The sequence below is a fragment of the Rhizobium sp. CG4 genome (assembly GCF_023701965.1).
Lineage (GTDB): Bacteria > Pseudomonadota > Alphaproteobacteria > Rhizobiales > Rhizobiaceae > Agrobacterium.
In genome coordinates this window covers 358,354-370,698 of record NZ_JABAEG010000002.1, presented here as the reverse complement: position 1 = coordinate 370,698, position 12,345 = coordinate 358,354, and the positions used below count along the sequence as shown (strand labels likewise).

At 57.1% G+C, this 12,345-nt stretch carries 13 protein-coding genes; 10 read left to right on the top strand and 3 right to left on the bottom strand.

Annotated elements, in window-relative coordinates:
- The first annotated feature begins 44 nt into the window (after positions 1-44).
- The 10 genes from nagZ (at position 45) to HGO37_RS06870 (ending at position 9,426) form a co-directional block, all read left to right on the top strand.
- Positions 45-1,061 carry a beta-N-acetylhexosaminidase gene (gene nagZ / locus HGO37_RS06915; protein WP_250982704.1) on the top strand — a complete coding sequence of 339 codons (1,017 nt, stop codon included), beginning with the start codon at positions 45-47 and terminating at the stop codon, positions 1,059-1,061.
- A 41-nt stretch (positions 1,062-1,102) separates the two neighbouring features.
- A complete protein-coding gene (locus tag HGO37_RS06910) occupies positions 1,103-1,951 on the top strand; it encodes a segregation and condensation protein A (RefSeq protein ID WP_250982703.1) in 849 nt (282 codons plus the stop codon).
- Positions 1,944-2,675 (top strand): SMC-Scp complex subunit ScpB, encoded by a 732-nt coding sequence (scpB, locus tag HGO37_RS06905; RefSeq protein WP_250982702.1) that lies wholly within the window; start codon positions 1,944-1,946, stop codon positions 2,673-2,675. Before HGO37_RS06910 ends, scpB begins: the two co-directional genes overlap by 8 nt.
- Positions 2,676-2,813: 138 nt before the next feature.
- The gene (locus HGO37_RS06900) at positions 2,814-3,017 is read left to right on the top strand and encodes a twin-arginine translocase TatA/TatE family subunit (protein WP_192487679.1); all 204 of its coding nucleotides are present in this window, start codon (positions 2,814-2,816) and stop codon (positions 3,015-3,017) included.
- A 58-nt stretch (positions 3,018-3,075) separates the two neighbouring features.
- Positions 3,076-3,906: a Sec-independent protein translocase protein TatB gene (gene tatB, locus HGO37_RS06895; RefSeq protein WP_250982701.1), complete on the top strand. Its 831-nt coding sequence runs from the start codon at positions 3,076-3,078 to the stop codon at positions 3,904-3,906.
- Positions 3,903-4,715 carry a twin-arginine translocase subunit TatC gene (gene tatC / locus HGO37_RS06890; RefSeq protein ID WP_250982700.1) on the top strand — a complete coding sequence of 271 codons (813 nt, stop codon included), beginning with the start codon at positions 3,903-3,905 and terminating at the stop codon, positions 4,713-4,715. The genes tatB and tatC overlap by 4 nt, the downstream gene beginning before the upstream one ends.
- A gap of 98 nt (positions 4,716-4,813) precedes the next feature.
- Positions 4,814-6,097: a serine--tRNA ligase gene (serS, locus tag HGO37_RS06885; protein ID WP_250982699.1), complete on the top strand. Its 1,284-nt coding sequence runs from the start codon at positions 4,814-4,816 to the stop codon at positions 6,095-6,097.
- 21 nt (positions 6,098-6,118) lie between these two features.
- Positions 6,119-6,895 carry a 5'/3'-nucleotidase SurE gene (gene surE / locus HGO37_RS06880; RefSeq protein ID WP_250982698.1) on the top strand — a complete coding sequence of 259 codons (777 nt, stop codon included), beginning with the start codon at positions 6,119-6,121 and terminating at the stop codon, positions 6,893-6,895.
- A gap of 8 nt (positions 6,896-6,903) precedes the next feature.
- The gene (locus HGO37_RS06875; RefSeq protein WP_409515557.1) at positions 6,904-7,545 is read left to right on the top strand and encodes a protein-L-isoaspartate(D-aspartate) O-methyltransferase; all 642 of its coding nucleotides are present in this window, start codon (positions 6,904-6,906) and stop codon (positions 7,543-7,545) included.
- Positions 7,546-7,821: 276 nt separating this feature from the next.
- The gene (locus HGO37_RS06870) at positions 7,822-9,426 is read left to right on the top strand and encodes a peptidoglycan DD-metalloendopeptidase family protein (protein ID WP_409515526.1); all 1,605 of its coding nucleotides are present in this window, start codon (positions 7,822-7,824) and stop codon (positions 9,424-9,426) included.
- 93 nt (positions 9,427-9,519) lie between these two features.
- On the opposite strand, the gene mobA is transcribed toward HGO37_RS06870, so the two are convergent.
- From mobA to HGO37_RS06855, 3 genes are all read right to left on the bottom strand, one after another.
- Positions 9,520-10,140 (bottom strand): molybdenum cofactor guanylyltransferase MobA, encoded by a 621-nt coding sequence (gene mobA, locus HGO37_RS06865; protein ID WP_250982696.1) that lies wholly within the window; start codon positions 10,138-10,140, stop codon positions 9,520-9,522.
- Positions 10,133-11,362: a multidrug effflux MFS transporter gene (locus tag HGO37_RS06860; RefSeq protein WP_352230554.1), complete on the bottom strand. Its 1,230-nt coding sequence runs from the start codon at positions 11,360-11,362 to the stop codon at positions 10,133-10,135. Before HGO37_RS06860 ends, mobA begins: the two co-directional genes overlap by 8 nt.
- A 79-nt stretch (positions 11,363-11,441) precedes the next feature.
- Positions 11,442-12,332 (bottom strand): DMT family transporter, encoded by an 891-nt coding sequence (locus HGO37_RS06855; RefSeq protein WP_250982695.1) that lies wholly within the window; start codon positions 12,330-12,332, stop codon positions 11,442-11,444.
- Positions 12,333-12,345 lie beyond the last annotated feature (13 nt).

Below are 12,345 nucleotides of genomic sequence, written 5' to 3'. Positions count from 1 at the left end.
TCCGATCATCACATCCAATCCTCCACATGAAGCCGGTGAGCGCCATGACAGAATCTAAAGCCGTAATTTTGGGATGCAGTGGCCTGACACTGACGCCTGAGGAAGTTGCCTTTTACAAAGCGGAACGTCCGTGGGGATTTATTCTGTTTGGCCGCAACATCGCAGAACCGGATCAGATCTCCGATCTCGTGGCCGCGATGCGGGATGCGATTGGCCGCCCCGATGCACCTGTGATGATCGACCAGGAAGGTGGACGCGTACAGCGTATCAAGCCACCGATCCTGCAGGCCTATCCTTCGGCAGAGGCCTTGGGTGAAATCTACAAGGCAGACCGGGAAAAGGGGCTACGCGCTGCCTGGCTGATGTCGCGCCTGCATGCCTTTGATCTGATGAAGTTCGGCATAACAGTGGATTGCCTGCCGGTTCTGGATGTCCCGGTACCTGGCGCCAGCAATGTCATCGGCAACCGCGCCTATGGCTTTGATCCCGAGACGGTGTCGCTGATGGGGCAGGCGGCGGCTGATGGCCTGAAAGCCGGCGGCATGTTGCCTGTCATGAAGCACATGCCCGGCCACGGGCGCGGCATGGTGGATTCTCACCATGAGCTGCCAGTAGTCGATGTTCCGGTGGACGAACTGGACAAACATGACTTCGTGCCATTCCGTGCCCTGAACAAGGAACTGATGGCAATGAGCGCACATTTGGTGTTTACCTCGATCGACCCGTATGCACCGGCCACCACATCCAGAAAGGTCATCGACGAGATCATTCGTGACCGCATCGGTTTTGATGGCCTGTTGATGTCTGACGACACCTCGATGAATGCGCTGCGCGGGACATTGGGCGAGCGCGCTGCCAATATTGTGGCAGGCGGTTGCGATATGGTCTTGCATTGCAACGGCGTGATGAGTGAAATGCTTGCGGTCGTGAAAGAAGTCCCGGTGCTGTCTGGACGCGCTCTGGAGCGTGCGAAGGCAGTTGAAGCGGGCTTCCAGCAGGCTGATGGTGGCGATGAAGCGGCGCTGAGAGCAGAATTCAACGCAATGTGGGCAGTTGCCTGATATCATCAGGTAAAACAGGCCGGTTTCCGGCGGATGGGAAGATGGCGGCAGACAAGTCCCGCACCAGCACACCTATGGACAAGCTCTGGCAGGAAAACACTGCCGAGCGGGCTACGGGTGAAGCTGCGCTGATGATCGACGTTGCGGGCTTTGAAGGCCCGCTCGATCTGTTGCTGCATCTTGCCCGTACCCAGAAGGTGGACCTGTCGCGCATTTCGGTGCTGGCGCTGGCCGAACAATACCTGTCCTTCGTCGATACGGCGCGGCGGGTGCGCATCGAGCTTGCCGCCGACTATCTGGTTATGGCGGCGTGGCTTGCCTTCCTGAAGTCCAAGCTTCTCATTCCGCAACAGGCCAAGGATGACGGCCCAAGCGGTGAGGAAATGGCCGCAACGCTGGCCTTCCGACTGAAACGCCTTGAGGCGATGCGTGAGGCGGCGGAAAAGTTGGTCAACCGCGACCGTCTGGGTCGCGACGTCTTCGTGCGTGGTGCACCGGAACATATTCCCCATACCAGCCGCTCGGTGTTCGAGGCCAATCTCTATGATCTGCTGAGCGCCTATGCAGCGCTTCGGCAGCGCCATGCCATTACCCATGTGACGATTGAAAAACGTCAGGTATGGTCGCTGGTCGATGCCCGTGAGCTGCTGACCTCGCTGCTGGGCGATATCGATGACTGGACGGCGCTCGACCAGTATCTGTTGCAATATATAGCCGACCCTGCACACCGTGTGACCGCGATTGCCAGCGCCTTTGCCGCATCGCTGGAACTGGTGCGGGAAGGCACTCTCGAAATACGGCAGGATGGCGCCTTTCAGCCGATTTTCATGCGCAAGGGCACCGGCAAACCGGTGCTAGGCCAGCCTGATCAGGATACCGAGAATGAGTGACCATGAACCGATGGACGACGACACCATTGCGGACGTGGTGAAAACCGAACCACAGGTGGCGCTGAGCCGCGTGGAGCGTGAAGCCGAACGCATTGCCGAAGCGCTTGTGTTTGCCTCTGCCGAGCCGGTCTCGGAAGCCTTCATTGCCGAACGTCTGCCCAAGGACATGGATGTGTCGGCACTGATGTGGCGCTTGAAGGTTGCCTACAACAACCGGGGGGTCAATCTTATCCAAATTGGCGGGAACTGGGCTTTCAGAACGGCCAGCGACCTGTCATTCGTCATTCGCAGCGAAGACAAGGAACCGCGCAAACTGTCACGTGCAGCCCTGGAAGTCCTTGCAATCATTGCCTATCACCAGCCGGTGACGCGTGCGGAAATCGAAGAAATCCGTGGCGTGCAAACCTCCAAGGGAACACTTGATGTGCTGATGGAAGCGGGCTGGGTGCGGTTTCGCGGGCGCCGGCGCACACCGGGTCGGCCGGTCACCATGGGCACGACGGTCGATTTTCTCGATCACTTCGGTCTTGAGGAACTGCGCGACTTGCCGGGTCTCGAAGAACTGAAGGGGGCAGGGCTGCTTTCCGGCCGTATTCCGGCCAATTTCGGCATACCGATTCCATCCATGAACGATGATCTGACGGATGAAGAAGATCCGATCACCCAGCTGGATCTGGAAGAACTGGGCCTGTTGATGCCCGGTGGCGCCGGCGACGACGACTAATAAAACTAAAATGCTGGAAAACCTCGCGGGAGTTTGACCTGCGACAACTCCTCAATTGCAGGGGCGTGCATTTTGGTGTTTGAAAAACAGCAATAAACATCTTACATCGGTTAAAAGCGCAATTCAGGAGTTTCGGTTATGGGTTCTTTCAGTGTGTGGCATTGGCTTATCGTTCTGGTCATTGTCCTGGTTCTTTTCGGCCGCGGCAAGATTCCGGAACTGATGGGTGATGTTGCCAAGGGCATCAAGAGCTTCAAGAAGGGCATGGCTGACGACGACGCAACGCCGCCCGCATCGACCGACAGCAAGACGGTTGATCACAAGGCTGACGAAATCAAGTAAGACTTGGCCGTCAAGGCCAGTCTGACCGGCGAGGCGAGCGTGTCTCGGGAGCATATTGATGTTTGACATTGGTTGGAGCGAGATTCTGGTGATTGCGGTCGTATTGATCGTTGTCGTCGGACCCAAAGATTTGCCTCCAATGATACGTGCCTTTGGCAAAATGACGGCCAATCTTCGAAAGATGGCGGGCGAGTTCCGCAGTCAGTTCGATGAAGCGCTGCGTGAAGCTGATATGGATGATGTGCGTCGTACCATTTCCGACGTCCAGAACCTGAATCCGACAAACTCCCTGCGGGACGCCATGAACCCGCTGCGCCAGCTTGGTCAGGATATCAAGTCCGATTTGCAGAAGGCAACGACACTGGATGACGCAAAGTCGGGCGCGCCCACAACCTCTGCGACGCCAGCTTCCTCGACACCGGTTTCGGTGCCTGAACCATCGATGATGTTGCCAGATAGTCCTCCAGCAATCGTTCCCGATGCTGCAACGCCAGCACCTGTTACTGCAAAGGCAAAACCGGCTGCAAAGCCGCGTGCGCCGAAGGCATCGACCGCCAAGGCAGCAACGGCAGAGGCTGCCACCACGGCCGAGGCAATCACGGTTGCTGCAAAGCCGGCCGCCAAGCCTAGAGCCAAAACGGCGCCAGTCGCACCTGCTGCTGATACGGTCGAGACAGCAAAGCCGGTCGCCGTGAAAGCAACGCCAGCCAAGGTTACGCCGGCGAAAGCCGCGCCCGCCAAAGCCGCGCCAGCCAAGACCGCTGCCGCCAAAAAGCCATCCGTGGCCAAGGCTGCAACTGATGTGGCTGACAAGCCTGCCGCCGCCAAAAAGCCAGTGGTGCGGAAAACCGCCGCCACTGCAAAGACTGCCAAGAAGGACGAAGCATGAGCGGCGATATCGAAGACAAACCCCAGCCGCTTGTCGAGCATCTGATGGAGCTGCGCACGCGGCTCATCTGGTCTCTGGTGGCTTTTTTTGCTGCTTTTGTGGTGTGCTTCGGCTTTGCCAAGCACCTGTTCAACTTTCTGGTCATTCCCTACAAGTGGGCAGTGACCTGGGCAGGACTTGACCTTTCCAAGGCAGAGCTCATCTACACCGCCCCGCAGGAATTCTTCTTCACCCAGGTGAAGGTGGCGATGTTCGGCGCGATTGTTATCGCGTTTCCGGTTATTGCCTCACAGCTCTACAAGTTTGTGGCGCCCGGCCTATACAAGAATGAGCGCGCTGCATTCCTGCCATTCCTCATTGCATCGCCGATCCTGTTTCTGATCGGTGCAGCGCTCGTCTATTTCTTCTTCACGCCCATGGTGATGTGGTTCTTCCTTGCCATGCAGCAGTTGCCGGAAGAGGGCGAAGTTGCCATTTCTCTGATGCCGAAAGTGTCGGAATATCTCAGCCTGATCATGACGCTGGTGCTGTCATTCGGTCTGGTGTTCCAGCTTCCTGTCGTTACCACGCTTCTGGCCCGCGTTGGTCTGCTCACCAGCCAGACGCTCAAGGACAAGCGCAAATTCGCCATCGTGATTGCCTTTGTCGTGGCCGCCGTTCTTACGCCGCCCGATCCGCTTTCCCAGATCGGTCTTGCGCTGCCTGCGATCATTCTCTACGAGATTTCCATATACTTGGCTCGACTCGTGGAGAAGAAGCGGGAGGCGGAAAATGCAGGCAGGGAGCTCGAAGCCTCCGAAGACGCCTGACGTTTTGTCCGGCATGCTATTTTTCATGAGCCGGGCTTCAAGCCCGGCTTTTGCTTTTTTGAAGTAACCGCAGGCAAACCGAACAGTCTGGAACGACAATGCTCGATATTAAATGGATACGCGAAAACCCCGAAGCTCTGGATGCCGCCCTGGCAAAGCGCGGCGCGGAGCCTCTTTCTTCCGGTTTGATAGTGCTTGATGAAAAGCGCCGTGCCGTTATTCAGAAACTTCAGGAAATGCAGTCCCGTCGTAATGCCGCCTCCAAAGAGATTGGCGCAGCCATGGGGCAGAAGAACTTCGAGCTTGCTGAAAAGCTGAAAGCCGAAGTTGCCGAGCTGAAAGAAACCATGCCACAGGCAGAAGAAGAGGACCGCCAGATCACGGCAGAACTCAACGACGCCCTGTCGCGCATTCCCAATATTCCCTTTGATGACGTTCCTGTCGGCAAGGACGAACACGACAACATCGTTGCACGTGTGGTTGGTCAGAAGCCAGGCTGGAACCATGAGGCGAAAGAACACTTCGATATCGGTGAAGCGCTTGGCTACATGGATTTCGAACGCGCAGCCAAATTGTCCGGCGCCCGCTTTACTGTTCTGACCAGCCAGATTGCACGATTGGAACGGGCGCTTGGCCAGTTCATGATCGACCTGCATACAGGCGAGCACGGTTACACCGAAGTGTCGTCGCCTCTGCTTGTGCGCGATGACGCAATGTTCGGAACCGGTCAGTTGCCAAAGTTCTCCGAGGACCTGTTCAAGACCACGGATGGCCGCTGGTTGATCCCGACGGCTGAAGTCACGCTGACCAACCTGGTGTCGGGCGAAATTCTCGATCAGGAAAAGCTGCCGCTGCGCTTTACCGCGCTGACGCCGTCCTTCCGGTCGGAAGCCGGTTCTGCCGGTCGTGATACCCGTGGCATGCTGCGCCAGCACCAGTTCTGGAAGTGCGAACTGGTTTCGATCACCGATGCGGAAAGCGCTGTGGAAGAGCACGAGCGCATGACGGCCTGCGCTGAAGAAGTGCTGAAGCGTCTTGGTCTGCATTTCCGCACCATGACATTGTGCACCGGCGACATGGGCTTTAGCGCACGCAAGACCTATGACCTTGAAGTGTGGCTGCCGGGCCAGAACGCTTACCGCGAAATCTCGTCCTGCTCGGTGTGTGGTGACTTCCAGGGTCGCCGTATGAACGCCCGTTACCGGGGCAAGGAAGACAAGGCGACGAAGTTCGTTCACACGCTGAACGGTTCCGGCACAGCTGTTGGCCGCTGCCTGATTGCCGTTCTCGAGAACTACCTGAACGAAGACGGCTCTGTCACAATTCCAGACGTGCTGCTGCCATATATGGGCGGTCTGACCAAGATCGAAAAAGCAGCCTGATACTGCCGAAAGGGTATATGAATGCGCATTCTTCTGACCAATGATGATGGTATCCACGCCGAAGGGCTGGCTGTGCTTGAGCGCATTGCGCGCAAGCTCTCCGACGATGTGTGGATTGTAGCTCCGGAGACGGATCAGAGTGGTCTGGCGCATTCATTGACGCTTTCCGAGCCGCTGCGTCTGCGCAAGGTTTCCGACAAGCATTTTGCCCTGCGCGGTACGCCAACCGATTGCGTCATCATGGGCATTCGCGAAGTGTTGCCTGGCAAACCTGATCTGGTGCTGTCGGGTGTAAACTCCGGCGCCAACATGGCCGACGACGTGACCTATTCCGGTACTATTGCCGGCGCCATCGAAGGCACGCTGCAGGGCGTGCGTTCATTTGCGCTGAGCCAGGCCTATGCTCACACCGATGACGGTGACCGCATCGTGCCGTGGGAAGTTGCAGAAACCTATGCACCGGACCTGATCAAGAAGCTGATCGATGTCGACCTGCCGGATGGCACGTTCCTTAATCTCAACTTCCCCAACTGCGCGCCGAAAGACGTGCAGGGCGTGACCGTGACCGATCAGGGCAAGCTGGACTTCGGTCTGACGGTTGAAGAGCGCAAGGATGGCCGTGGCCTTCCTTATTACTGGCTGCGTTTTGGCGAGCGTCTGGGCACGTTCCGCGAAGGCACCGACATTCACGCCGTCAAGAACGGCAAGATCTCGGTAACGCCTTTGAAACTCGACCTGACAGATTATACGGTCAAGGATCGTGTTGCCCAGGCGCTTGGTTTTGGAGTTGCAGATTGAAATCGCCAATGATCGAAAAAGAGGGGTTTGCTGCTCTGGTCCTGCGTCTTCGGGCCGAAGGCATCTCCGATATCGATCTGTTGACGGCAGTCGAGCAGACACCACGCTCGCAATTCGTACCATCGCAATTTGCCGACGATGCCTATTCCACCCGAACCATCCCGATTGATTGCGGATCGTTCATGGAAGGCGCCGATATGGCGGTTAAAATGCTGGCCCGGCTTCAGGTCAAGCCGGGGCAGCGTGTACTGGAAATCGGAACGGGCAGCGGTTTTACCGCCGCCGTTCTTGGCCGCATGGCAGAACGTGTCGTTTCCATTGATCGTTACAGGACCCTGGTTCAGAGCGCGCAGAAGCGTATGGAAGGCCTTGGCCTTCGTAATGTCGTGACCCGCCTTGCCGATGGCAGCAATGGTCTGACAGGCGAGGGCACCTTTGACCGTATTCTGATTACGGCAGCCTTTACCACCTTTCCACGCTTCATGGCCGAACAGCTCGTTTCCGGCGGCGTTTTGATTGCGCCGCTGATGGTGGATGACGAGCGTTGCGTGATGATGCGTTTGTCAAAAACCGGCAGCCGTTTTGAGCGCGAGGATATGTTCGAAGCGCCTTATTTGCCGCTTATCCCGCATATGGCGCGCCATATCTGATTTTTTCTGTCGCAATTGCTGTTTTTTAAGGCTTTGAATTCAAACAAGGAATTCAGACTTCGCCTTGCTTTTTGCCATGTCTTAATTGTCATGGTTATCGAATTGTCAAAAAAACTGCGCGGAATTTAAGCGTCTTAACCGCGTAGTAATACTAACGCGCTTTAATCATATCCATAGACGCATGGTTTTTCCGTTCTCGGGAAATGGGCCTTGCAAGAAATGAGTTTGCGCCGAGGCAGTCAGTTTCGGCGGGTTGGCGTCAGTGTAGATCGAGTCATGCGTATGAAGAATTCGCCCAAAATCGGAAAATCAGTCGCAAGAGTTTTGGTTGCAATCTCGCTGGCAGGCGTGGTTACGGGCTGTAGCTCGGATGCCACCCGGTTCAGCGGTCTGTTTTCCAATGAAACGGATACGATGACCACTGCATCAATCCCTTCCAGAAACGGTGCAGGTGCCTATGGTCAGGCACCGATCCCGATGGGCGATGTCAATGGTTCATCGATGGCATCAGCTCAGCCTGCCTACGGTAACAACAATCAGAATTATAACCAGCCATACCAGAACAACTCTGGTAATTACGGCTCGGTGCAAAGTTCCAGCGCACGGGTGGCCTCTTCGCCATCGACGATCCAGCGCTCGGAACTGACAGCTCCATCCGCAGGCAACACGCTTCGCGAACCGCAGTCGCGTAATCAGGCGATGGCACAGCCATTCCCGTCGGCCAACCCGCAGCCTGCCGCACCGGCGGTTGTTGCGCAGGCTCCGGCTGCACCGCGTGCTGTTGACCAGCTTTCCACCGCGTCAACCAAGCCGTCTTCAAATGGCTGGAATGCGCAGGGTGGCCCAAGTGTGACGCTGCGCCAGGGTGAAACCATTGCGACGCTGTCCAAGCGTTACGGTGTTCCTGAAAAGGAAATCCTCAAGGCCAATGGACTGACGACGGCTTCGGCTGCGGCACCTGGCCAATCGATCACCATTCCGACCTTCGGCACGCCACGTAACGCTGCCAAGGCCGCTGCGGACAACGTAAATCTCGCCAATGACGGCAACCTGCCGGCACCAACCCGCCAGAACGACCAGAACCTTGCTGTTCTGCCGTCCGCTGCTGCTGCCCGCGACAAGGCATCCGGCGAAGCTGCAAAGCTGACACCTCCAGGTGGCAAGCCTCTGCCGCCAACCGGTGGTTACAAGGTGCAGCCAGGTGACAGCCTTGCCAAGATTGCCAAGGCAAATGGTGTCAGCGTTGCTGCTCTGAAGGCTGCAAATGGCCTGTCGAACGAAAACATTCGTATCGGCCAGACGCTGCAGATGCCTTCTGCCAACACCGACAATGTAAAAACTGCGTCGATCACGCCGAAGGAAACACCGGTACAGCCGGCAGCGCCTGCGAAGACTGAAACCGCTGTGAAGTCGCCTGAGCCTTACAAGGCACCGGTCGCCACTTCGACAGTCGGCGAGATCGAGAAGAAGTCCGACGTGGCATCGATTGCTCCGGCCGCAACAGGCATCGGCAAATACCGCTGGCCGGTTCGTGGCGCCGTGATCTCCGGTTTCGGTGAGAACGTCGATGGCAATCGTAACGACGGTATCGATATCTCGGTTCCCGAGGGTACGGCGATCAAGGCTGCTGAAAACGGCGTGGTTATCTACTCCGGTAACGGTCTGAAGCAGCTCGGCAACACGGTTCTGGTTCGTCACGACGATGGCAAGGTGACCGTTTACGGCCACGCTTCCGCCCTCAACGTACAGCGCGGCCAGAAGGTGCAGCGCGGCGATACAATTGCGACATCGGGCATGAGCGGCAGCGCGAAACGCCCACAGGTTCACTTCGAAGTGCGCAAGGATGCGACGCCGGTGAACCCATCAGGATACCTTGAGTAGGTAGTGCGTCTCAGGGAAGAAAAAGCCGGGCTTGAGCCCGGCTTTTTTGTGTTTACAGGCATATTTCTTGGCGCCGATTTAGGCGCATTTACTTCAATCCAACGTATCCAGAAATGCCTGCGCAATGGAAAGCTCGTCCGGTGTGTTGATGTTGAAAAACGGATCAATGGACGAGGTGGCGCTTTCAATCTTGGGGAATGAAATGCCAAGGGTCGAATGCCGGCCAAGGAAGTTACGGATACGACGGTTTTCATCCACCGCAAGCCATTGCTCCAGATCATCGGCAATGGCGACCGGCCACAGACCGAACACCGGATGCACCTGACCGGCAGATGCGGCAATGATGACCGTGCTGTCGTCCGTCATGTAAGACCGCAGCTGGGCTTCCAGAGTGTCGGGAAAGAACGGACTGTCGGCCGGTACTGTCAGCATGTGGCTTGCGTCCGGTGCCACGCTCGCCATGTGACGTAGTCCAGCCAGAATGCCTGCCAGCGGCCCGGCATGGCCGAGTTTTGTGTCAGGCACCACAGGAAGGCCAAACTCGTCTGCCCAGTCATGCGGTGCGTTTAGCGCAAGGTATGAGACTTGCGGGCGAATGCGCTCGATGACATGCGAGAGCAGGGGGCTGTCGCCCAGTTGCTTGAGCGCCTTGTTGCTGCCCATGCGGCGGGAAAGGCCGCCAGCGAGAATGAGGCCGGGAAGATTTTTATGCATTGTCGTCTCGTTGTGACAGGCTGGCTTCCTGCCGTTCGGCTTTGCGCGTGAAGTATGTTGCGTAAAGGGCGAGAAGCCCGGTTGCAACCATCATGAACAGCAGCGGCTGTGTGCCGGAGGTTGGCGATAGCAGCGAGGTTGCGATAACAGACAGCGCAGCACCACCGCCAATCGTTAGCGCACCACCGAGACCGGAGGCAGAACCCGCCAGATGCGGTTTTACGCTGACCATGCCGGCATTGGAACTTGGCAAGGTCACGCCATTGCCAACACCGATCAGCGCCAGCGGCATGAAGAAGGCGTAAGGGCTGTGCAGGCCCGTATTGGCAAGGACGATGGCGATGACAATTCCGGTCATGGCGATGAGATTGCCGGACACCATCATGCGGATGATACCGATGTCACTGGCATAACGGCCGGAGATGAAGTTGCCGAGCATATAGCCCGCCGCCATGAAGAAGAACTGCACACCCAGCATCGCCGGTGTCAGGCCGTAAAGTGTGCTGCCAATGAATGGCGCGCCGCCGAGGAACGAAAAGAACAGACCGGACGAAAATGTCGAGGTCAGCGCATATCCCCAGAACAGCCGTGATTTGAGAAGTTCCGGCCAGGCCTTGAACTGTGCAGAAAAACTGGTCGACTTCTGTCGGTTGGTTTCACCAAGATCGAAATAGACAAGTGCGATCACCAGCATCGTCAGGCCCATCAGCAGCAGGAAACTTGCCTGCCAGCCGCCGATATCATTCAGGACACCACCAATCATCGGCCCCACCATCGGCACGACAGACATGCCCATAGTCACGTAGCCAATCATCGAGGCGGCCTGATTGGCTGGCACCATGTCGCGCACCACGGCTCTGGCCAGCACGAAACATGTTGCGACACTGGCCTGCGCAAAACGCGCCACCATGAACACGCCGACATTGGGCGCCAGAAAACAGACCAGCGTTGCAATGCACATGATGCACAGGCTGACCAGCATCACCGGCCGTCTGCCAAACAGGTCAGACAGCGGGCCAACAACCAGCTGCACGCAAGCGGTGGCAGCGAGATAACCCGAGATCGACAGCTGCATGACGGCATATTGTGTCTCGAAATGCGCGGTCATGGCCGGCAGCGAGGGCAGAAACACGTTCATGCTGAGGGCAGAAAGCCCGGCCACCATAACCAGCGTGAAAATATGTGGCGGTGTTTTTCTGTTCAGAAAACCTACGTCAGTCACTTCATTACTCCTGACGCGTCACCGCCCTTAACGATTGCGGATAGGGCTGGTTTGCGTCATTCCGGCAGGACGGGGATTTTCAGGAATCCTTGGCCGATTTCATCAGATAGCGTCGTCTCTCGCGATAGAACGTGTAAATGCCGGATGCAATGACAATCGCTGCACCGATCAAGGTCCAGATGTCGGGTTTTTCCTGAAAAACCAGAATGCCAATCATCAGCGCCCACAAAAGGCTGGTGTAGCGGAACGGCGCGACGAAGGAGATTTCGCCCGAGCGCATGGCGAAGATCACCGTCTGGTAGCCGGAGAGCACCAGGATGGACGCGACGGCAAGATGGCCGATGACACTCCATTCCATCGGCTGCCAGCCACCCATCGGCACGATCAGCAATGCGCCAAACGCCGTATTGGCAGTTGCGGTAAACATGCTGATGGTCAGCGACGGTACGTCGGCATACATGCGCCGCGTCACCAGATCACGACAGGCCGTGACGAACACCGATGCAATTGCCAGCAAAGCTCCGGTGGTAAAACCTTCCGACCCCGGCCGAATGATGATCAATACACCGGCAAAACCGATACCAATCGCCACCCAGCGCCGCCAGCCCACCGGCTCGCCCAGGAAAAGTGCAGCCCCCAGCGTCACCACCAGTGGCAAGGACTGCATGATTGAGGAAATGCTGGCAAATTCCACCTGGCCGAGTGCGGTCAGAAACAGGACAGTGGCTGAAATTTCGCTGGCGGTCCGCACCAGAACCAGCGGTCGAAACAGGGTTTTGATCGGTCGCAGGGCACCAAAATATTTGGCAAGCGCAACAATCAGGATGGTCGTCATCACGCCGCGTACGAACATGATCTGGCCGGTATTCATGAATGGGGTGACGGATTTCACCAATGCGTCGTTGATGGTGAAGCTGGCCATGGCAAGTGCCATGAACATCGCGCCTCGGGTATTTTCCGTCATTGCCATTACAGTAGAGCCT

Bases quoted from the DNA above. Each gene is read 5' to 3' on its own strand.
- HGO37_RS06900 (WP_192487679.1), top strand. From the start codon at position 2,814: ATGGGTTCTTTCAGTGTGTGGCATTGGCTTATCGTTCTGGTCATTGTC.
- tatB (WP_250982701.1), top strand. From the start codon at position 3,076: ATGTTTGACATTGGTTGGAGCGAGATTCTGGTGATTGCGGTCGTATTG.
- surE (WP_250982698.1), top strand. From the start codon at position 6,119: ATGCGCATTCTTCTGACCAATGATGATGGTATCCACGCCGAAGGGCTG.
- mobA (WP_250982696.1), bottom strand. From the start codon at position 10,140: ATGCATAAAAATCTTCCCGGCCTCATTCTCGCTGGCGGCCTTTCCCGC.
- serS (WP_250982699.1), top strand. From the start codon at position 4,814: ATGCTCGATATTAAATGGATACGCGAAAACCCCGAAGCTCTGGATGCC.
- HGO37_RS06855 (WP_250982695.1), bottom strand. From the start codon at position 12,332: ATGGCAATGACGGAAAATACCCGAGGCGCGATGTTCATGGCACTTGCC.
- scpB (WP_250982702.1), top strand. From the start codon at position 1,944: ATGAGTGACCATGAACCGATGGACGACGACACCATTGCGGACGTGGTG.
- HGO37_RS06875 (WP_409515557.1), top strand. From the start codon at position 6,904: ATGATCGAAAAAGAGGGGTTTGCTGCTCTGGTCCTGCGTCTTCGGGCC.
- tatC (WP_250982700.1), top strand. From the start codon at position 3,903: ATGAGCGGCGATATCGAAGACAAACCCCAGCCGCTTGTCGAGCATCTG.
- HGO37_RS06870 (WP_409515526.1), top strand. From the start codon at position 7,822: ATGCGTATGAAGAATTCGCCCAAAATCGGAAAATCAGTCGCAAGAGTT.
- HGO37_RS06910 (WP_250982703.1), top strand. From the start codon at position 1,103: ATGGCGGCAGACAAGTCCCGCACCAGCACACCTATGGACAAGCTCTGG.
- nagZ (WP_250982704.1), top strand. From the start codon at position 45: ATGACAGAATCTAAAGCCGTAATTTTGGGATGCAGTGGCCTGACACTG.